Annotated in this window: 22 protein-coding genes and 1 tRNA gene; 16 read left to right on the top strand and 7 right to left on the bottom strand. The window is 37.8% G+C overall.

Annotation, left to right across the window (positions count from 1 at the left end):
• The first annotated feature begins 9 nt into the window (after window positions 1–9).
• The 8 genes from JW962_00465 to JW962_00430 all read left to right on the top strand — a co-directional run bounded on the left by JW962_00465 (window position 10) and on the right by JW962_00430 (window position 7256).
• Window positions 10–804: a hypothetical protein gene (locus JW962_00465; GenBank protein MBN1373795.1), complete on the top strand. Its 795-nt coding sequence runs from the start codon at window positions 10–12 to the stop codon at window positions 802–804.
• Window positions 805–868: 64 nt separating this feature from the next.
• Window positions 869–1423: an acyltransferase gene (locus tag JW962_00460; protein ID MBN1373794.1), complete on the top strand. Its 555-nt coding sequence runs from the start codon at window positions 869–871 to the stop codon at window positions 1421–1423.
• Window positions 1420–2055, top strand: coding sequence for a regulatory protein RecX (locus JW962_00455; GenBank protein MBN1373793.1), 636 nt, complete (start codon window positions 1420–1422; stop codon window positions 2053–2055). Before JW962_00460 ends, JW962_00455 begins: the two co-directional genes overlap by 4 nt.
• A gap of 19 nt (window positions 2056–2074) precedes the next feature.
• Window positions 2075–2509 (top strand): NUDIX hydrolase, encoded by a 435-nt coding sequence (locus JW962_00450; GenBank protein ID MBN1373792.1) that lies wholly within the window; start codon window positions 2075–2077, stop codon window positions 2507–2509.
• Window positions 2510–2782: 273 nt separating this feature from the next.
• Entirely contained in the window at window positions 2783–4204 is a 1422-nt protein-coding gene (locus JW962_00445; GenBank protein MBN1373791.1) for a VWA domain-containing protein, read from the top strand.
• 98 nt (window positions 4205–4302) lie between these two features.
• Window positions 4303–5004, top strand: coding sequence for a hypothetical protein (locus JW962_00440; GenBank protein ID MBN1373790.1), 702 nt, complete (start codon window positions 4303–4305; stop codon window positions 5002–5004).
• A 22-nt stretch (window positions 5005–5026) separates the two neighbouring features.
• Window positions 5027–6154 (top strand): LysM peptidoglycan-binding domain-containing protein, encoded by a 1128-nt coding sequence (locus tag JW962_00435; GenBank protein MBN1373789.1) that lies wholly within the window; start codon window positions 5027–5029, stop codon window positions 6152–6154.
• A gap of 13 nt (window positions 6155–6167) precedes the next feature.
• Entirely contained in the window at window positions 6168–7256 is a 1089-nt protein-coding gene (locus tag JW962_00430) for a hypothetical protein (GenBank protein MBN1373788.1), read from the top strand.
• 74 nt (window positions 7257–7330) lie between these two features.
• Here the strand turns inward: JW962_00430 and JW962_00425 are convergent, their stop codons facing one another.
• On the bottom strand, window positions 7331–8179 hold the full coding sequence (locus JW962_00425; GenBank protein ID MBN1373787.1) for an endonuclease VIII: 849 nt from the start codon (window positions 8177–8179) through the stop codon (window positions 7331–7333).
• A 110-nt stretch (window positions 8180–8289) separates the two neighbouring features.
• On the opposite strand from JW962_00425, the gene JW962_00420 reads away from it, so the two are divergent.
• Window positions 8290–8748, top strand: a complete 459-nt coding sequence (locus JW962_00420) for a hypothetical protein (protein MBN1373786.1) — start codon at window positions 8290–8292, stop codon at window positions 8746–8748.
• A gap of 1 nt (window position 8749) precedes the next feature.
• Entirely contained in the window at window positions 8750–9175 is a 426-nt protein-coding gene (locus JW962_00415; GenBank protein MBN1373785.1) for a hypothetical protein, read from the top strand.
• On the opposite strand, the gene JW962_00410 is transcribed toward JW962_00415, so the two are convergent.
• Window positions 9156–10427, bottom strand: a complete 1272-nt coding sequence (locus JW962_00410) for a DEAD/DEAH box helicase (protein MBN1373784.1) — start codon at window positions 10425–10427, stop codon at window positions 9156–9158. The two genes, JW962_00415 and JW962_00410, sit on opposite strands and share 20 nt — an antisense overlap.
• 206 nt (window positions 10428–10633) lie before the next feature.
• Here JW962_00410 and JW962_00405 point away from each other — a divergent pair, with 206 nt between their 5' ends.
• The 3 genes from JW962_00405 (at window position 10634) to JW962_00395 (ending at window position 12634) form a co-directional block, all read left to right on the top strand.
• Window positions 10634–11059, top strand: coding sequence for a hypothetical protein (locus JW962_00405; GenBank protein MBN1373783.1), 426 nt, complete (start codon window positions 10634–10636; stop codon window positions 11057–11059).
• Between the two features lie 100 nt (window positions 11060–11159).
• Window positions 11160–12269, top strand: a complete 1110-nt coding sequence (locus JW962_00400; GenBank protein ID MBN1373782.1) for a hypothetical protein — start codon at window positions 11160–11162, stop codon at window positions 12267–12269.
• Between the two features lie 291 nt (window positions 12270–12560).
• Window positions 12561–12634, top strand: a tRNA-His gene (locus tag JW962_00395).
• Window positions 12635–12954: 320 nt separating this feature from the next.
• Here the strand turns inward: JW962_00395 and JW962_00390 are convergent.
• From JW962_00390 to JW962_00380, 3 genes are read right to left on the bottom strand one after another with little or no spacing between them, the layout of a single operon-like run.
• Window positions 12955–13680, bottom strand: coding sequence for a nucleotidyl transferase AbiEii/AbiGii toxin family protein (locus tag JW962_00390; GenBank protein MBN1373781.1), 726 nt, complete (start codon window positions 13678–13680; stop codon window positions 12955–12957).
• The gene (locus JW962_00385; protein MBN1373780.1) at window positions 13671–14222 is read right to left on the bottom strand and encodes a hypothetical protein; all 552 of its coding nucleotides are present in this window, start codon (window positions 14220–14222) and stop codon (window positions 13671–13673) included. Before JW962_00385 ends, JW962_00390 begins: the two co-directional genes overlap by 10 nt.
• A 49-nt stretch (window positions 14223–14271) precedes the next feature.
• The gene (locus tag JW962_00380; protein ID MBN1373779.1) at window positions 14272–15201 is read right to left on the bottom strand and encodes an aldo/keto reductase; all 930 of its coding nucleotides are present in this window, start codon (window positions 15199–15201) and stop codon (window positions 14272–14274) included.
• Window positions 15202–15326: 125 nt separating this feature from the next.
• On the opposite strand from JW962_00380, the gene JW962_00375 reads away from it, so the two are divergent.
• The 3 genes from JW962_00375 to JW962_00365 all read left to right on the top strand — a co-directional run bounded on the left by JW962_00375 (window position 15327) and on the right by JW962_00365 (window position 18014).
• A complete protein-coding gene (locus JW962_00375) occupies window positions 15327–16280 on the top strand; it encodes a hypothetical protein (GenBank protein ID MBN1373778.1) in 954 nt (317 codons plus the stop codon).
• A gap of 385 nt (window positions 16281–16665) precedes the next feature.
• Window positions 16666–17256, top strand: coding sequence for a hypothetical protein (locus JW962_00370; GenBank protein MBN1373777.1), 591 nt, complete (start codon window positions 16666–16668; stop codon window positions 17254–17256).
• The gene (locus tag JW962_00365; GenBank protein ID MBN1373776.1) at window positions 17253–18014 is read left to right on the top strand and encodes a nucleotidyl transferase AbiEii/AbiGii toxin family protein; all 762 of its coding nucleotides are present in this window, start codon (window positions 17253–17255) and stop codon (window positions 18012–18014) included. The genes JW962_00370 and JW962_00365 overlap by 4 nt, the downstream gene beginning before the upstream one ends.
• A 9-nt stretch (window positions 18015–18023) precedes the next feature.
• On the opposite strand, the gene JW962_00360 is transcribed toward JW962_00365, so the two are convergent.
• Both JW962_00360 and JW962_00355 read right to left on the bottom strand, forming a co-directional pair.
• Entirely contained in the window at window positions 18024–18902 is an 879-nt protein-coding gene (locus tag JW962_00360; protein ID MBN1373775.1) for a radical SAM protein, read from the bottom strand.
• A gap of 37 nt (window positions 18903–18939) precedes the next feature.
• On the bottom strand, window positions 18940–19753 hold an 814-nt coding region (locus tag JW962_00355; GenBank protein MBN1373774.1), incomplete at its 5' end, for a tail fiber domain-containing protein.

The raw sequence follows: 19753 nt of genomic DNA, 5'->3' as shown, positions 1-19753 counted from the left end.
AATTATCTCTTGAGCCCCGATAAAACCCCCACAAAATTTTCCAGAGATGTTTTTCACGATCAGTACGATATCCGTGATAGATACGTAGGAACTGACTTTCTTTTGGATTTGGTAACTGATGAGCAAGTATGTCAAGCTTTGGGGATTGATAGTGTAACTGTTAGTGATAGTGCAGGAAATAGTATCAATGTTAAAGCTCTTTATCTTGGAGTTCTTCGTTCTGGTATTGCGGATTGTAAGAAACTGTTAACAGCTGGCGGAGTTATCGATAGTGTGGGTCGGGTAATTGCTGAGTATGAAGATGTGGAAGAGATTCCTAAAGATAAATTAGCGGAGCTTGATAGAAGAAGAGACAAGGTACCAACATCAGGTCAAGATTACAAAGAAAGACTCAAAGCATTTGAGTTTTATAGAGGAACCGCTCAAGGGCTTTTTCGTAATGGTATTAAATTAAAAACTGGACTTGACTATGAAAGGCTTCCAACGGTAAAAAAGATTTGTATTATAAAACCCGGATTAGATAGTCTGATAGCTTTGGGGGATAGTGGCTTGTTATATATTTTAGGCCGTCAATTAGATTTTAAGTATATAAGGGAGATACCTAAGAATCGTGAAGTATCCGTCTCCGAAATATTATGCAACTTGATTGTTAAAAGGTTGGAGCTAGATCTTATAGAGGTATTAAACGATAGCGGCATTGTAGTTGGACGAAACGGTGCAAGACGATTACCACTAAACGTTGGTGGGCTTGTGTATCAATTATTTTTAGACGTTCTACTTAATCCTACTCCGGCTGAACCGTAACAACCCGCTTTGTAACAAATGCTATATCGATATATAATTTACGGGTAAGTTTAGTCAAGATTCCATGAAAATGCTGTTTGCGAAAATTCTTACATTTTTTATGGTTTTGCCGTATCGAATTTTTGCGGGAAAAAGAATTAGCATTGGCAGAAACTTTGCGTGTTGTCCAAGATTTATCATTAAAGGTCCGGGAAAAGTAGTAATTGGCGATAATGTTAATGCGTGGTCATTTGCACCACAGGGTGGTGTAAAACTTATCACTCAATCTAAGGATGCCGTAATAAAGATTGGTCTGGGTACTCGGCTTAACGGGACAACAATTTTTGCAAGAAAACTTGTGGAGACCGGTAAGGATTGCATGTTAAGCACTGCAATTATCCAAGACAACGATTTTCACTCCAAAGGCTACTGGACCCATCATAAAGATTTAAGTAAGCCGGTTGATTCGCGCGAGATCAAACTTGGAGATAGGGTTTTTGTTGGCGGCGAGGTCGTAATTTTAAAAGGTGTAACCATTGGGAACGATGCAGTAGTTGGGCTCAGATGTGTTGTTAGAAAAGATGTAGGCCCAAGGCAGACCGTTATTGGTGATCCTCAGGTAGTGATTTTTGAATCATGATTATTACAGAGATTGTTCCACAAGCAAAAAATCCCAACCGATTTAATGTTTATCTTGACGGCAAATTTGCGTTTGGGGCATCAATCAATACTGTTGCCGATCATAAACTTTATGATAGTCTAAAAATTTCGGAAAGTGAGTTGTCAACAATTATAAATTCTGAACTTTTTGAGAAGCTTTACGAACGTTGTGTGAAATATCTTGCCAAAATGATACGAACAAGAGAGCAGGTTAGACAATATATTTCCAACCTGTTTTTTAAAAACAGAAAAAAGTGGTTTTCGGATACGCAAAGTGTAAATGAAAACGAGATTGCCGATAAGGTAATTACAAGACTTTTAGAAGCCAAACTATTAAATGACAGATACTTTGCGCAGGCTTTTATAGAAGATAGAGTAGCTAATAAACCAAGGGGCAGACGTCTTATTTTTTCTGAGCTTTTCTCAAAAGGAATTTCGCAAACCTTAGCAGAAGAGGTTTGGAACGAACTTGAAATCGATGAAATGACACTTTTAAAAGCCGTTTATCAAAAAAAATTCGGAAATAAAAAATTTGACTCTTCGGATCAGAAAACTGTACGGTTTCTTTTAAGCAAGGGTTTTGATTGGGACGATATTGAAAACTTAGGTTAGCTAGGTGATATAATCTGGCATGAATAGGCCTCATGCAATCTGCCCTACTTGCGAATTTGAACAACGAGAGGGAACCCCTGTGGTTGCGGTTATAGTTTGGGCTGTAGGTGAAGATAATAACCCTCTTGTATTAGTTTCGCAACGTATAGCTCCTGCAGATGAAGACCTTTTACAAATAACCTTTCCCGGAGGCAAGTTTGACCCTGAAGCTGATGAGTCATTAGAAGCTTGCGCCGTTCGAGAGCTTAGGGAAGAGACAGGAATTAACCTTAACCCCGATGAGGTTTTTGAGGCAGATATTTCTGCGGTTATGCTACATAATTCCAGAGGTAGGTTTCTTATACATTTTTTTGTTAAAGCTTGCCACTTCTCTCATAGGTATCTTCCGGATTACTGTTTCACTACTTCACTGTTTTACTGCACAAGCTTCCGTCGATTCCTATGTTCGAAGTGAACCCTTTATCTGTTTTGCCTTTGTGTTAAAGCTTGCCACTTCTCTCATAGGTATCTTCCGGAGGATTACTTCACTATTTCACTACTTTACTACTTCACTGCTTAAGCTTCCGTCGATTCCTGTGTTCGAAGTGAACCCTTTATCTATTTTATCTTTTTTGTTAAAGCTTGCCACTTCTCTCATAGGTATCTTCCGGATTACTATTTCACTATTTCACTGCCCACTGTAACCTCCCGTATCTATATCTATGAAACTAATTTTATTTTAAGTTTTATGGATAAGCGCAAGATTCTTAAAAACCTGGTTTCTCCTTTTGTGGGGATTTATGTCTTTGGCTGGCTTGGACTTTTGGTTGTGGGTGGGGTTTTAGCATATAATTTTTTTAAAAAACCGGTTGGTGATCCTTTGGATACCACTTCTTATCTTTTAGGAAATCTTTTTCCGGACTATGTAAAAGATGAACTATTGGACAAGGGTGAATATTGTGAACGGGTGGGATCTTATGATCGCAGGGGCGGTAGTCGCAGTGATTCTTCGATATTGGGATTTAGTTTGTTTTCTAAGGAAAGTAAAACGGCTCCGGTTACAACAAGTTTAGTCCTTGACTCGGCAGGCTATTCAGGTGACGACAGTTATTACGAAATGGGTACTGGCGAAAATGTTATTGATTCAAGTCCGCTTTCAGGCGGTGAAATTGATGATAATAAGTATTTTTCGGATTTTATTTCATACGTTGCTTCGCAGTCTCACCCTGCTTTAACCGACGTGCTACTTTCCAAGCGATATGAGATAAGTGTTACTGATGCCTCCGGAAAAGCTGTTTTGGGTCAGGAGCTTATTATTAATGGGTCAAATGGTGTTACATACAAACTAGTTACCGATGCCGATGGCAAGATCTATTTCTTCCCGGCACTATATACAAATGTGGGGCAACAAAGTAGTGGTGAGCTAGCAACTTCATATTCTATAACTATTGGTGATAAATCATATTCTTTTTCTGATTCGGATCCTTCGTGGAATATTGGACTTACAAGTAACACTGATAATTTAACAGATTTAACACTTGATTTAGTTTTCGTAATTGATACAACCGGTTCAATGGGTGATCAGATTGATAAGTTAAAGGAAACCATGAGTTCAATCTCCAGCAAGATAAGTGTTTTGGAAAATGCTCCCAAGATAAGATATGGTATGGTAATTTATAGGGACGTAACAGATGAGTATGTTACAAGGGTCTACGACTTTACCGATAATCTTGAAGAATTTAAGATTAATCTTTCTTCAATTGTGGCAAGTGGTGGCGGCGATTATCCAGAAGATGTTAACAGCGCACTCAAAGACACAATGGAACAACTTAGCTGGTCAACTAACAAAAATGCAGTTAGAGTTGCTTTTTTAGTGGCTGACGCTCCTCCTCATAATGATTATGGTCAGGACTATGACTACAGAATTGCAGCACTTAGAAGTGCAGAACTTGGTATAAAAATTTATCCTATTGCCTCAAGTGGACTTGATAATACCGAGGGCGAGCTTATTTATAGAACAGTTGCACTTATAACGAATGCTAGGTATGTGTTTATAACTAACTCAAGCGGTGGTACCGATTATCATGTTTCGGATGATAAGTATACAGTAAGCGCTCTTGATCAGTTGGTTGTTGATATTGTTGGTAGGGAAATTGATAGTGTGCAATAGGACTTTAGATTTTGATTCCTCTTAAAAACAAGTAAACATTGACAGAATCATTATAGTTTTCTATTATGGAGTAAATTAATTTTAATGAAATCTTCTCTATGAGCAAGCTTAGAGACAAGAAATTTGCAGTTTTATTCATTGTATTATCACTTGTTTTCTGCGGAGCAACCTTATATCTTAACAACGTTGAATCGAAGAAGACGGATGTATTATCTAGTACATCTGGCTTTGGTCAAACAATAAATCCCGGAACACTTTCCGTTGATCTCGTAGATTCTTCTTATGTTTCGGTTCCTTTCCCACTTGTTGTAATGAGTAGCAGGGATTTCAGTTTTTCTTGTCAAACCTCAACAGGTACTCTGGGAATTAGTAATCAACAAATATATATTGTGAATCCCGGAGCAACCTCAGCCGGATGGAATCTTACAATAGCGGCCTCTTCTCCGACTGCATTATGGGAAAGTGCCGGTGTTGATTATGACTTTAATGACGATGCCGGATGTTTAGATGGGTTGGATCCTGACTGGTTTGGAGGTCAGATGACAATTAACCCCTCAACGGCAAATTTAGCAGTGGGGAACTGTTCCTCTTGCACAACCAATAACATATCGCTAGGATCCGAGGCTTCTTTCGAGGAAGGAAATATAGATAGTATAACTCTAATGACAGGTTCATCATCATCTGATAGTGTTGGTGACTGGGTGCTAACGGGCGTAAGTATTTCGCAGTTAATACCTGCGGAACAACCACCGGCCTCAGATTATGCGATAAGTCTTGTGTTGACAATTACTGCTCAATAACTTAAATTAATTTTTAAATTAAATGAGGAAGCTAGCTAATACTATTTTAATGGTATTTTTCTTTTTATTCTTAATGCTTCTTAACTTGACCCCGGTCTTTGCGGAAGACAACATAAGTACTAAAATAAATGGGCTTCCTGCATATCCTCGAGATGATAATCCCAGAACGGAGTCAATATTTATCCACGAACTGGATATTGGAGAAGAAGCAACCGACGGAATTCTCATTACAAACTATACAAATGAAACAAAGACGGTTATTGTTTATCCTGCAGATAAAATTATCTCAAGTGATGGTGGGTTTGGTTGTAGACAGTATGCAGAGGCTCGTGAGGAGGTTGGTAGTTGGGTAACAATGGATGTTGAAGAGTTAACTTTGGATCCAAATTCAAGTGCAATAGTGGACTTTAAGATTAGTGTTCCGGATTCTGCTGATGTCGGAGAGAATAACGGATGTATAGTTATTCAGGAAAAAAATACTAATGAACTTGAGCCAGGAATCAATCTTTCGATTAGAAAAGCAATAAGACTTGTTGTTACTGTTCCGGGTGATTTGATACGGGACTTGGAATTAGTAAGAATGGACACGAAGATTGAGGGTGATTTAATTATTGTGAAGCCTGTTCTCAAGAATAATGGAACAGTTTCAATTGATGCCGCCGTTGAGCTTACTGTAAAAGATGTTTTTGGCAATGAACTGGGTAAAATTTCGAGCACATATACAACATATAGGGAACAGGAATCGATCCTAATGTTCCAATTCAAACAGTCAGATTGGGGTGGACCTCATTATCTTAATTTGAAGGTTACTTATGATAAAAACAACTTTAATAATGGGTCAGGTGATTCGGATTTCGTTACACTAACTGCAACTGATACAATCTGGATTATGCCAAAGGCAACTGTAGTTGCCGTATGTGTTTCAGCCTTATGTGTAGTTGGCTCACTAATTTATTATGTTTTTGTATATTCGGCAGATAAGAGGCTTTCCAAGGATTGGATTGAATACGGCGTTAAGCCTGGTGACACAATCTCCAAACTCTCCGAGAAATACAAGGTCTCAAGTCGGCTAATTGCTCTTGTTAACAAGATTAAGCCTGAGGACAAACTAAATGTTGGTAAAAAGATAAAAGTGCCACCTAGTAAATAGTATAGAAATAGACATGCGAGATTATCGAGAGCATAATTACAAAAAACCTTTTGCGCTTTGTTTATTGTTTGTATCGGTTAGTTCTTTGTATTTTTCTCTCTTGTTCGATAAGTTAAATTATGTCTATGCCGACACTGCAACCCTTATTGTTACTAACTGTTTAATTAATAACAAACAGTCACCTGAATGTCTGTCGGCAATAACAGTGGATGATTCCGTAAGTTATGCACTCACAAAGGGAGATGTACTAGATGCACCTTTTCAGACTATAATCCTTGATAATATAACCTCTGCCAGATTATATTATGACTCTTACGGGACGTTATCGGGTACATGGGGCGTGTATCTTAGAGATTCCCTCGATGGGAATATAATCTGTAGTGTTGATCCTGCTCCGCAGTATGCATCAGAAACAAGGGACTTTATAGATTGTCCGGGGTTAACAACAACACACCTTGCTAATGGAGTCTGGCTCGAGATTCAAAATAACGATACTGCTGGACCGCAGGATATAAACTTAGAATATGTTTATATCCTGATTGATTATCCGTCTACCGGTTCCCTTACGGTTGATATTGTTGATACAGATGGTAATCCGGTTTTAACCCCAACTGTTGAGATGTCTCAGGTCCCGATTTCCATTTATTCTCAGACATCTACAGGGGTTCTGGGTACAGATTCTCAAAAGATAAGGATAGATAACGGAACGGCTAATGAATCATGGATCCTAACAATTGCAGCTACCGAAGGTCCGTTAGCTTTATGGAGTGATTCCATAAACTCATACGACTATAATGATCCAACTGAATATGTGGGCGATGGTGCTGATATAGATCTATTCGGAGGGCAGATGACAATTGATCCGTCAACAATGATTATTACCCCCGATGCGATGTGTTCAACGACTGGTATATCTGTAGGATCAGTTAATTCATTTTCTGAGGGGGTTGTAGACTCAATTGTATTACTTACTGCTGGTGCAAGTACTACGGCACCTTGTTCCTGGGATATTACGAATATAGGTATCTCACAAAAGATTCCCGGTGAGCAGCCTGCTGGTATATATAGTATAAATATGACACTCACCGTTATCTCATACTAGGGATAACAAAGCATTCTTTATTTATTACTTTTTAGTGCATCGAGAAAGAAAAAGCAAAAACTGAAAACAGGACTTTAACCTCTCTTGCTGACAGTTTCTTTTTGACAGTCTGGGCAAAAATATACGCTCCCACCCATATAAGCAAGTTTAACAATTTTTGACTTGCACTTTGGACAAGGCTTGCCAACGGTATTTTTACTAACCTGACAAATAAATCCGCCGGGATTTCCAAATAAATCTGTTTCAACATCGCGTCCTCCTTTTGTAGCCATTTCTAAGAGTATGTCCGTTACCGATTTGAACAGGGTTGATTTTTCGGAGTTTGATAGATTCATTATCTTTTGTTTTGGGTGAAGTTTAGCATTGTACAATATGTCCTGAAGGACTCCATTCCCTAAACCTGGGATTCGCTGCTCTGTAGCTAAGAATGCTTTGATACTTAATTTTTGAACAGATTCATCGTTTATGAGTTTGTCAAAATAGGCTTTAGTAAATTCTTTGGTATAAGGAGAGGGTTTTTGAATGGCACCTGTAATGTATTTGTTGTCGATTTTTTCTGATTTGGTATAAAGCCAGAGTCCGCCGTACATTTGGACAGAGGCACAAAGTGCAGTTCCGTCGGCAAATTCAAGTAGCAATTGATGTTTGGGTGGACGTTTTGCGTCTTTTCCAAGGAACCGTAAGTTTATTCCTTCACCGAAAACTATTGTGGCCTCGCCAAATTTGACTTGTAGATATCCGCCTATAGGTTCGGCTTTTAAAACCTTTCCACCTGAAAGTTTTTTTGAATAATCTTTTGGATCATCTTTAAACCAGGCAAATTTGTGTGGACTCTGATTTGCAATTACAGTGGCAACAGTTTTTCCCTTAACCGATTTTGTAAGCTGTTCCGAGAGTACTTTTGCTTCTGGAAGTTCTATCATAATGGTTAAGTATAACAGGAAATGTTTTCTTGAAAAAGAGAGATGGATAGCAGATAATACTGTAATCAATTTTTAGAAAATCTGTTATTAACAAAGGCATTTCACTAGACTTGGTTTCGCAGTTCGAAAGTTTAATTATCGCTACATTAACGCCGCTGCCCGAGGAGTTGCGTGCCAAGGGTTTTCTTATTGGTAGTGTTAATCTACTTTTGCAGGGCGTAAATGTAGTGCCTAAAAAGGACATAGATTTTGCTACCGATTTTGAAACAGTGCAAGAGATTGCAAAGCTAGGGTCCATCAAAGTCAAGAAATATTGTAAAGAGCCAAAGGGGGATGCTGAGCTTCCATTTTCTCACCTATTTATTGACGTAGCTGGCACAGAAGTCGAATTCTTTGACGCGATAACTTATCCTGGCTCACATTACTTTGGACACATGAATCCTGAAAATTTGGTTGAGATAAAAGGGACTTTGCCATTTAGTATTCTTGGGTTAAATCTTACTCATGAGTTAGAAATCTGCGAAAAAGTTGGAAAAACTGGAAAAGCAGAATTAATTAAACAGGTTTAATATGAAAATTTATCTTACATATAAGTTCGGGGGTCAAAGTGTTAAGGAGGTTAAAAGCCTTCTTGAAAAGATCTCAAAAATATTTGAAGAGACGGGTCATAGCACTTATATTTACCTTCGAGACGAAGAAGACTGGGGAAGAATACAAGATTCGGAAGAAGAAGTAATGCTTAAGGCGTTTTCAAAAATTAAAGAGTGTGACATGCTTGTTAATATTGTTTCCAAAGGCGGAGTTGGGAGGGGAATGTGTCTTGAAGCTGGGTTTGCAAAAGGGGTAGGTCTAAAAGTTGTTACAATTGTTATTGGAGAAACGGAAGAGCTAGGTCATTTAGGATTTATATCTGATAAGGTAATTAAGGTTAATGAGTTCGGAGAATTTTCGAAAGATATAGTTTTTGATTTACTTTCTAACACCCCACAAAGGTAAGTGCATTTCCGGGCTTGCCTGCTCGACCGGTTCTACCGATTCTATGGATATAATCTTTAAATGTTTGAGGTTCGTCGTAGTTAATTACGTGTGAAACATTTGGAATATCTAAGCCCCTGGCGGCGACGTCGGTTGCAACTAAAATATTAATACGGTTTAGCTTAAAATCAGAAATAACTCTAAGTCGCTTTTGCTGGGTTTTATTTCCGTGAATAGCCTCGACCCTTAAATTTTGAGCTTTTAATTTCTTTGTAAGGTTATCGGCTCCGTGTTTTGTTCTTGAAAAGATTAAAACCTTTGTAAATTCTTCTTTAGTTAGAAGTGACACAAGGGTAGGAAGTTTTTGTTCGGAATTTTGAACCATAACAACGTTTTGATTAACACTTTTAAGAGGAGATTCTTCCTCGATCTTAAGTTTAACAGGATTAGAAAGTAGGGTATCTGCAATTTTTTCAGCTTCAAATGACATAGTTGCCGAGAAAAATAATGTTTGTTTCTTTTCTCTTAGTTTTGATATTAAGAGTGTTATATCTCCAATAAAGCCCATGTCTAACATTCTGTCGACTTCGTCGAGTACGATATTGTTAAAGGTTTCTAAGTTAATTTTATTTCTTTCATAAAGGTCTTTTAACCTACCGGGTGTTCCAATTATAAAACTTGGATTTCGCCTAAGATCATTAATTTGCATTCCCATGGATACGCCGCCGATTATTAAGACAGAGAATATTCCGGAGCCTCTTGACAGCTCTATAAGTTCAGTTCGTATTTGAGATGCCAGCTCCCTTGTTGGGACAATTATTAAACATTTTTGTAATTTGTCTTTTAGAACTTTGTCAATAAGTGGAATTAAGAATGCTCCTGTTTTTCCAGAACCTGTACTTGCGCGGCCTAATACATCTTTTCCTTGTAGGATATGTGGAATTGCCTGTGACTGTACAAGTGTAGGATGGTTATACCCTTTGGATGATATGTTTCTTTTTATAAGTTCCGATATAGCATATTCCGAAAACAACCTATCTTCAGCATAAATTGACGGGGCAATGTAGTTTTCTACTGTTTTTGAAATATACTTTTCGTATGGGATTTTTTCACCTATGAATCTTCCACGGTTTGATCTTTGATTTCTAAACCCTCTGTTTTTTCCAAATCTGTTTTGCCTACTGAATCCACGGTAGCCCCCGCTTCTGTCTCGGTTTCTATTTTGGTAGCTGCTGCCGCCAGATGAATTGTAGTGACTTTGATTTCTTTCCATTATCTAACATAGTATTTTAAGGATAAGTACAAATTAGCGCGCAGAGGATTTATTCTTTAAAGGAATTATCGTATCACCTAGTTTGGACAATTTTCCGATGGATATTATACCACAAAATGGATTGAAAATGATATGGTCTTACGAATTTTACAAATGAAAGTATGTCCTGTACTATTGAATAAGTGGCTAAGTTAAAGGGAAATATAATGAATATTTTGGAACATAAGTTTAAATCCAAAACTATCGGACTTTCCATGATTGGCTTTTCTGTTATTGTTATTATTATCGCTACTGTATTTGGAATTTTCTGGGGACTATTTGGACTTGGTTCCGGGATAGATGTAGTTTCGCTTATACCTTTGATTTTGCTTGTTTTGTTGTTGGTTTTGCTTGGCGGCATAGGGGTTTATGTTGGAATTAGGTATTTTAAAAAGAAGGGATTTAAACAAAACGAAACGTTGGGGTCACTTATGATTTTTGGTTCGCTGATATATTTTTTGTACAAATTGGTCACGGTGATTCTCTCAAATTTAACAGGAAACGAAGGCGGTTGGCTTCAACCTGTTTTTGCCTTAATTCTTGTGTTTTGGGTTGTTCCGTTGGGTTATGCAATTAGAAACGGCACGAAATAGGTAACTTCAGGTTTAATCCTTTCAAATTGGCTTCAAATATATTGTTGATGTACTCGCACCATGATATAATATTCACTTTAATTGTTTGGTTGGGTTAATTATGAATAAACTATCAAGACGTGAGTTCCTTCAAGGTGCAATGGTTACAGTAGCAGCACTATTAACCGGATGCCAAAATGAAGCGCTAACGCCGGAGCGTGCTTACCAGAACCTTCAACACGAAGTTGATACACACAAGGGTTTAAATAGTCTTGATGAATATGGATTGGATAAAGCCTCGGAGTTAGTACGAAACCTAACCGTAGTCTACAATTATGTGTATGGAGGAAGTGTGTCTTCATTATACTATGGGGACATCCAGTTTGTTGATATGTCTAGTATGCAACAAATTCTGAATGAGCATACTAGAATACTTGGAGAACAACAAATAGATGCTTCGGGTATTCCGGCCAAGACTATTCTTGCTCAAGGACAGGTTAAAACGATAATAAACAAAGGCAATTCTATTTGGACTCGCTCAAGAATTCGAAAAGATTCTAAGCTAAAGGGTTCTGTTCTAGAAAACTTTATCGCAATAATGACTCACGAATTGATTCGCGTAGATTCAGGAATTGAAGAGTTTGACCCTAAAACTGCGCCCATATTTATGAGTTCAGGATATAGATTTTATAGAGTGAAACAGGAGCCTCAACTTGCACTAAGCTGCTTGCCAGGTTCTTTGAAGGATAGTGGCACATTAGATTCTGATTTTAATAGACCTATTGCAGTTTTTGGAGACTTTGATTGTTTTGTTAACGTTATGATACAGGACCGAGTTAATGAGGGCTATAAATTATTAAGAGCGATGCCTCAACTTACGGGTAGGTATGAGGCTTCAATACTGGAGTTTTTCAAGGCAATCGGCTTCGAATCGCTAGAAGCTATTCATGAGTGTTATAGGGGACGTGCAGTAAAGTTAATTAAGACAATTGCCGAGAGGATACCTGATAATAAGGGAGATTTCTTTATAACGCCGGATGACAGAGTTTTGCGGGAGTTAATTGCTCAAGAGAATTCTTCTCTTACCGTGGAAAATGTAACCGCAGAACAGATTAAAGCTAAAAAGAAAGAGATTTGGGGTTTTCAATTCTTTGTAACAATTACGAACATCATTGCAAAAAGGGAAGCTCCTGAGGATGTATCGTTATTAGTTAGTCAGATATTTGGGTAGTCGGATAGAAGAGATTTCCTTTAAAAAGTCCCTAAAATGTATTAAAATATGCTGTTGAACTTCTGTTCCAACGGTTAGGTTGGAAGAGCACAATGCTGGTTGTAGTAAGTTTACTCGCGAGAATGGACCATATAAAATGGTATACTACGAGGGAGGATATTGTAAGAGATGTGTGATAAAACGTGAAAAGTTCTTGAAAAGTGGGCAAGGGAGGTTGCTGTTAGATGCCCTTGAATCTTATGGTGGTCGTCCCGACAGCATAGGGACTTCCAGCTAACTGTTTTTTAGATGGTGGTCGTAGCTCAACTGGTTAGAGCACCGCTCTGTGGAAGCGGGGGTTGGCGGTTCAACTCCGCTCGATCACCCATTTATTCTTTAGAACTTGATAAGCGGATTTTTCGCGCCAACAATATTTATTATTAAATCTTTCTTTTTTGTTCCTGCAGGTATTCGGAACTATTTTCCGCCCTGTATTGTGTCTTGATTGTCTGTCATCTTGCTTAACTGTATACCGTTTGGTTATGCAGGACAAGGTAAGGTCTAATGCTTTTATCTTGCTTAACTGTACTTGCAATGTAAAATAGCTCGTTATAGCCGGCCTGTTGACCTGTCTAGTCCGTGCAAAACAGGAGTCCTAAAGCTTCTGGAAGTTCCAACGTGCCTTGATTACCTGGATCGAAAGTGCTCATAATTGGATGATTTTTAATGCTGATATGACTTCTGATTTGATTTTAGGCACAACCGTTTTTAACTTACTGCTTGAAACAAGAGGATTGAGGTCTTCCCACAGCATTTTATCTGAAACAGTAGTAGTTATAAAATCTATTAGCTCTTTTACATATTTATTAAAGCTGCAGTTTCTAAGCTCTTCGACAACAGGGGTATTTATGTCGTATCCTTGTTTGAAAAAATGGTGAATATCATACATATCACGACCCGAAATGCCTTTACCCTCATCCCATCGTGCTTTTAATGCAACAAGCTTGTTTGCGAACATCGTCTCAATTGTTTGGGCTTGGCAGTATTTATCTATTTCCACAAGGTAGTATTCTTTGTACTTGTTCTTTGTCGATACTAGGTCAGATATTTCAAGTTTTAGGTTGTTCCGCTCATTTGGAATGTCTCTATATTTTAGGAAAAATTGCAATTGCTCTTTCGACTCATCCTTTATTGTGTATCCTAGCTGTGAAATAATCTTATGAATAGCCTTTCTTAATATGGGCTTTTGAGTTTTATCAAGTATGTCGAAATCAAGATCTATGCTGAAACGATCTAGAAAGCCTAGCATTGAAGCACATGTTCCCCCCTTGAAATATATATTTGTGGCAATTACTGGGTTTGAAAGTAAGGCATCCAATAGACTATAAAGCGCAATTTTATGAGGCATATCTTGCCTTCTTGTTACTTCCATGAATATACATTACTTTTTATAAGATTAAGTTCTTTTTCATACTTGGAGATATCTTTGTCAAAATGGAATTTCGGATTAAAGTATAGAATGTCTGCAATTGCTCTCTCTCTTGTGGCAATAGGATATTCACCTTCGAGATTTATTCCTTCGGAATTATTTAAGTATTTGGGGCTTAGTTTTTTGCATAGGAATTGCGTATTGTTTACGGAAAAATTAATTGATCTATTACCTATAAGTGTTATTTTCTGGGAAAACTGGTTTATTAACCCGTGAAGCTCTAATACTGTTTGCAGGCTGACGTAGCAAAATCCTTTAACATACGAAGTTCCGACAAGAAATGGATCAAGCTCTGCTAATGGAACTACACTATAGAGGCCCTTTCTTATTCTGTGAAGTGTTTTGTCTTTTACGTATCGCTTTATTGTTGTTAGTAGCGTGTTCTTGTTCGAAATTTTCCAAATAATCGTGAAATCATCGGTCTTGAAAATCTTTCTTTTTTGCTTTAGGAGAAGTGCCTTATAATTCATTTCGGGACGAATCATGTACAATTGTGTACATAATACGTCCCGCGGCCGGTTTTGTCAAGCGTATTTATAATTTGATATGTTTATCAAAATCTACTACCAATTCTACAATAGACACGCCTTTACCTGTTTTTTCCCAATCAACTTTTGGTGGGTTATAGTTTTGGGGTCTAAATTTATTGATTCGTTGGTAATCCGAAAGTTCCATTGTAAAATCCGGAGCCGAAAGATTCTCGTCGATATGTTTAGGATTAGCCGACATAACCATAGGATGAAACCCTAAATGACAAATCCAGTTTAGGATAATTTGATTTTGGGTTTTCCCATATTTTTGAGAAAGTTCTAAAAGCAGGGGCCAATTTCGCTGTGTCGTAGCATTTCTGTGAAGCGGTCGCCAGATAATGTTTGTAATTCCAAGCGTATTACACGTATCAAATATACCTTTTTCGGCCATTGCTCGTACCTCAAAGCTGATATGCCCTTCATGTGCAAAGACCTTGTCACCAAATTCCTTTTTGAAAGCAGCTATGGAGTCAGGGCTTGCGTTTGAAATACTAACAAATCGAGTTTTCCCCGAATCTATGAATTCGTGAAGCATTTCGTAAACTTTTTCGTGACCAAACTTTACTAAAAGTGACAAAGTCACAAGTGTTGAGTCCGCATAATCAGTTTCCAGGATTTCGTAAAATGCCTTTAAATCTTCTTTGAGTGTTTCAATGTTTGGCAAATCTCTTGGATACAGGGAGTTTGTAAGAAAAAGATTCTCTCGCTTAACCAATGAGGCTTTAAGTCCTTTTGCAAACAATCTGAGTGAGTTTCCATGACCGTAACCTGCCGAAATTTCAGAAAAGTTTGCACCGTGTTTAAGTGTGTAAGCAATTGCGTCTATGTATTTACGGTCTTCCTGCTTCTCGGTTAATTCAACGTCTCTATGGCCCCGCCCGCCAATTCCATATGTTCCTATGCCTATTTTTGAAATCTTTTGCGGATCAAGCATAACAATGAATCCTTACAAGTTATGTACATGTATATTGTAGCACAGGTACTTGTAATCCTTGGCAAAGGCTGGAGGTTTCTTAAGGATTGCAGCTTGCATATCCCATATGATATATTGTGACCAATATGAGAAAATTTTCCTTGAAAAACGTTAAAAAACCTTTTGTTGTTTTGGGTTTGTCCGGGATTTTAATATCTGTTGGACTTGTAATAGGAGTTTTAATACCCAAACAGTGTGAGGAATGTGAACAGTGCAATGAGTGCGAAGAATGTGTATCCCAAGACACGACTGATTTATCTACACAAGAAACGGATTCCCCGCAAGAAACGGATTCCACTGACACCTCTACGGTTAACCGAATGCTTCAAGAAACAACCAGGGAATTTTTAGAACAACCATGGGTTACAAATGGTAACCTAGCGCCAGTTGTTAACTACGACGAAACCGGATTTGTTTTTGTTGGAACTCTTAACGCCGATTATTATGTTGCTGTCCAAATTTTACCAATTAACGAATTTGCATATCCTTCAGGGGATATTTTTAACGCCGTTTTAACAATTTACACTAGACCTATTTCCGCTATCGATACGACTCCGTGGACACTTGCACATACGCAAGTTGTTGATCATGCAATGGACCTTATATTTAGCGACGACATGGTTGAACTTAAAGACATGACATTTGATGGGGTAAACGATTTGGTGATTTTTATGTATCCGTCTGCTAATGGAAATTCCTATTATGGAATCTGGCAATCGATGCTGGATACTACTTCCGGTAGATTAACTGTGTTTAAATACTTGGGTGAGTTTGCGTATCCTACTTTGAAAGGGGATGCTATACGTTCTTGGGTTCACTCGGGTGCAGGTTCAGTACATTCAATTTATTACTTCAGATGGAGTAGTGGAGTCTTTGGCCCGTCTGAGTGGATTGAAATTACGCTTAACGTAGAGACATACAATGAAACAGAAACTGAGCACGATTGGATAATTTCCGATTACAAGTGGCAAAATGACGAATGGATATTGGTAAGTGAGGAAACCCTACATGTTGACTTCCCGGACGTGGATAGTTATTAGGTGGTATAATTCTCGCATGAATAAGTCAGCTTTTAGGAAAAACATCAAGTTAGCATACGTTCTCATCGCCCTTAAATACTGCTGGATCTGGCTTGGGACTTGGATCTTTTACTATTCAAATTTTGGAGGATACATTGACCGATATGTTAAAACGGTAACCCGAAGGGTAGATAAACTACTGTTCCGGTTGTCAACTCGAATCTAGTAGATGAGCTTAAGTATTCGGGTGTAGATTATAACCTTTTATGATCAATCACGTCGCCCCCGACAAGTATAATGAGCCTGTTAGGTGTTGAACTGTAAACCGGTAGGGCCCTAATGGCGACCTGCTTAGGGCTTTGCTTGACTTGACATGTTCGGTTATACTGCATATAATGTGCAGTATATGGCAACATATAAATATCTAAACGCAATTAACAACTCTGGGAAAAGACTCTTTACCATATTTGATCTAGAGCAAATATTAGGGATCAGATCTCAAAGTACCTTGCAATCAATAATCAAACGGTTCGTAAAAGAAGGTATATTTGTTTCTTTGGAAAGAGGAAAGTATATTTTGGGTGGTTCGTCTGTTTCCGATTTTGAAATTGCGCAGTTTCTTTACTCTCCATCTTATGTATCGTTCGAAACTGCATTAAATTATCATGGTATTCTAAGTCAGTTTCCATTTGAAATAACGTCTGTAACCACTAAATCTCCCACTCGGAAAAAAATCGAGGATAAACTGTACACATATTCGAGACTTAGTACTAGGCTTTATATTGGGTATTATGAAGAGAAGGGTTTTTTAATAGCCAATCCGGAAAAAGCCCTTTTTGATCAACTGTATATGATTTCAAGGGGTTTAAAAACCGAGAGCTGCTTAGGTGATATGGATTTTTCTATTGTTGACAAGGCTGTTTTAAAAAAATACACAAAACTACTTCCACCTAGGTTAGTTAATAAGGTTAATGAATTTATCTTAAAGTATATATGATTACCCAAGAACAAGTTAAAGAATTTGCTGGGCGATATAAAATAAATGAGTCGATTGTACTACGTGAATTTGTCCAGATAACGTTTTTGAAAGAGCTATATGAACAAAAGTTCTCGGAAAAGATTTTTTTTAAAGGAGGGACTGCAATAAGATTACTATACGGAGGCAAACGGTTTTCTGAGGATTTGGATTTCACAGTTAATCTTCCCGAGAAGGAATTTACTGCACGGATAAACAGTCTTTTTAAGAGCCTAAACAAAAAATATCCGTTCGAATTTAAAGAAAGGAAAACACTTGCCGGGAAAACTTATTTACTTACAGCTAGTCACCCGTTTTTCAAAAACAAGATATTTGTAAAGCTTGATTTCTCCCTGCGAGAAAATGTCTTGCAACCAGTAAAAAATATTTTGAAAACAGAATATCCTATTGTTTTTGGAGGATTTGTAAGGTCCTTGAGTAAAGATGAAATTATTGCTGAAAAGATAAGAGCCATTCTGAGTAGGGATAAGCCAAGAGATCTTTATGATCTTTGGATCCTGCAGGAACTTGGTGGAAAGTTAGATGTAACAATGATTAACCGGAAGCTTGAGTATTATGGCGAGATTTTTAATATAAGAATATTGAAAAAACGTTTAGAATCATTCTCAAAAGATTATTTCATAAAAGATCTTCGACCATTTGTACCGATTAATGAAAGGCAAAAACTTGGAGAAATGTTTGACTACATTGTTGCTTACTTAGCTAAGAATTTAAGCTAAACCTTTGATTTACTTGCGTTTATGATCTATCACGTCGCCTCCGACAAGGGTAAGGCCTAGCTCGTATATAATTTCCTTTACAACCGCATTCAGTTGATCCTTGTATTTACGGGTTTGAGATTCTTTAAATTTTTTAAGCGTTTCTTGCCCAAGCTTATCGCCGACTAGTTTTGTTAGTCTTTCAAACTTAGATCCGCTTAAGTTTATGTGCTCAACCCAGACTTCTTTGGTGCCGGTTTCCTTTATTTGGGAAAAGAGATCTTTTAGCTTTTTAGGATTAGTCATAAAGTGAGGTAACAACGGTCCAACAAATGCGTAGGTTGAGATTCCATTTTCGTTAAGGGTTTTTAACGCCTTAAGTCGAAGATTTGCTGGTGGGGCACTAACCTCGAAGAGTCGGCCAATTTTGTCATCTGTTGAAGTAATCGTAAGTCCAACCGTAATATCAAGTTTTTTTAAAAGATCGATATCTCGTGTTACTAGAGGCGACTTGGTAAGTAGCGAGATTTTTATAGGAAGCTTGTGTTTTGCCAAGACCAAAAGACACTCTCTTGTAATTTTGTACTTTGCTTCAGCTCCTTGATAGGGGTCGGTTACTGATCCAAAGAAAATTACAGGCTTGCTTCCGGTTTTGAATTTGTTTCGTTTGATCGATTCGGTCAGATTTAGTCTATCTAGCTCTTTGTCTAAAATCTCTGCAGCATTTGTTCTAATATCAACATATTCTCCCCAAATATCTCGTGTATGACCCGTGAACCTTCTTGTAAAATCGGCGTAACAGTAAACACAGCCAAACTGGCAACCAGAATAGGGGTTAATAACAAAGTCTGCACCGGGGAGCTTGCTTTTAGTAAGCACGGATTTGGCTTGTATTTCGGATATCTTCATACAGGGTCTCGTTATTTTCCTATAATATTTGCTACCGTTACCTTACGCTTAACCAGTCGAAGGATAAATCTTGAGTTACAGCAGCACTAATTTTAATTGTAAATCCAGTAGCAGTTTTGTTGGTAACAGAGAAAAGAACCTGTAAGTCGGAGTTTAATGTGACAATTACTTTAGGTATGTTTTCGGAATAGGACTTTGGAAATTCTACATAAACTTCAGTTTGACCGGCAGGAATTATGGCTACGCCGCTTTGCTGTAAACTCGCTTCCAAATTGGATACCCTGGTTTCAATATTGGTAAACTTAGTGAGCAAGGTTTCTATGTCAGTGGTAAGTTTATCTTGGGTTAGTTTTTGCTTTTGAATTGCACCCAGCATTGGCGTAATTAACTTGCTGTAGCTCACTGTTTCGGGTTGACCAAGCTCATCATAGCTTACGAGAAGGGGATTAACCAGCTCAACTTCTTCTGCTATTAAACCGTATTGAAGTTTGTTATCTGGATCAGATTTATAAGTGAATGTGACAGGTCTTAGGTCAAATAACCAAGAAATATCAGTCTCAGTTGCGATATCTTCTTTGTATCTCTGGCTTGATGATACGTATCCAATGTTTCCGGAGTCGTCGATGAATAGATCTCTGTTTGTTGTTCCGACTGTAGCAGAATATGTTCCTAATGAATTTAATGTTCCGGTTGTGCTCAAATTTCCGTTAGTAAATATTCCTCCAGACCCTACATTAAGTCCATTCCGAACATACGCATTATTGCCAACATCCAGATTCTCTGAAATCGTAATGTCATTTGAGCTTAAGTTACCAATCTGTGCAGCATGGATGTCTGCTCCCATTATATCT

It is taken from the genome of Candidatus Dojkabacteria bacterium, assembly GCA_016927995.1.
In the GTDB taxonomy this organism is placed as follows: domain Bacteria; phylum Patescibacteriota; class Dojkabacteria; order JAFGLO01; family JAFGLO01; genus JAFGLO01.
This window is presented reverse-complemented; position numbering and strand designations above follow the sequence as displayed.

Bases quoted from the DNA above. Each gene is read 5' to 3' on its own strand.
- JW962_00460 (MBN1373794.1), top strand. From the start codon at position 869: ATGAAAATGCTGTTTGCGAAAATTCTTACATTTTTTATGGTTTTGCCG.
- JW962_00455 (MBN1373793.1), top strand. From the start codon at position 1,420: ATGATTATTACAGAGATTGTTCCACAAGCAAAAAATCCCAACCGATTT.
- JW962_00450 (MBN1373792.1), top strand. From the start codon at position 2,075: ATGAATAGGCCTCATGCAATCTGCCCTACTTGCGAATTTGAACAACGA.
- JW962_00445 (MBN1373791.1), top strand. From the start codon at position 2,783: ATGGATAAGCGCAAGATTCTTAAAAACCTGGTTTCTCCTTTTGTGGGG.
- JW962_00440 (MBN1373790.1), top strand. From the start codon at position 4,303: ATGAGCAAGCTTAGAGACAAGAAATTTGCAGTTTTATTCATTGTATTA.
- JW962_00435 (MBN1373789.1), top strand. From the start codon at position 5,027: ATGAGGAAGCTAGCTAATACTATTTTAATGGTATTTTTCTTTTTATTC.
- JW962_00430 (MBN1373788.1), top strand. From the start codon at position 6,168: ATGCGAGATTATCGAGAGCATAATTACAAAAAACCTTTTGCGCTTTGT.
- JW962_00425 (MBN1373787.1), bottom strand. From the start codon at position 8,179: ATGATAGAACTTCCAGAAGCAAAAGTACTCTCGGAACAGCTTACAAAA.
- JW962_00415 (MBN1373785.1), top strand. From the start codon at position 8,750: ATGAAAATTTATCTTACATATAAGTTCGGGGGTCAAAGTGTTAAGGAG.
- JW962_00410 (MBN1373784.1), bottom strand. From the start codon at position 10,427: ATGGAAAGAAATCAAAGTCACTACAATTCATCTGGCGGCAGCAGCTAC.
- JW962_00405 (MBN1373783.1), top strand. From the start codon at position 10,634: ATGAATATTTTGGAACATAAGTTTAAATCCAAAACTATCGGACTTTCC.
- JW962_00400 (MBN1373782.1), top strand. From the start codon at position 11,160: ATGAATAAACTATCAAGACGTGAGTTCCTTCAAGGTGCAATGGTTACA.
- JW962_00390 (MBN1373781.1), bottom strand. From the start codon at position 13,680: ATGGAAGTAACAAGAAGGCAAGATATGCCTCATAAAATTGCGCTTTAT.
- JW962_00385 (MBN1373780.1), bottom strand. From the start codon at position 14,222: ATGATTCGTCCCGAAATGAATTATAAGGCACTTCTCCTAAAGCAAAAA.
- JW962_00380 (MBN1373779.1), bottom strand. From the start codon at position 15,201: ATGCTTGATCCGCAAAAGATTTCAAAAATAGGCATAGGAACATATGGA.
- JW962_00375 (MBN1373778.1), top strand. From the start codon at position 15,327: ATGAGAAAATTTTCCTTGAAAAACGTTAAAAAACCTTTTGTTGTTTTG.
- JW962_00370 (MBN1373777.1), top strand. From the start codon at position 16,666: ATGGCAACATATAAATATCTAAACGCAATTAACAACTCTGGGAAAAGA.
- JW962_00365 (MBN1373776.1), top strand. From the start codon at position 17,253: ATGATTACCCAAGAACAAGTTAAAGAATTTGCTGGGCGATATAAAATA.
- JW962_00360 (MBN1373775.1), bottom strand. From the start codon at position 18,902: ATGAAGATATCCGAAATACAAGCCAAATCCGTGCTTACTAAAAGCAAG.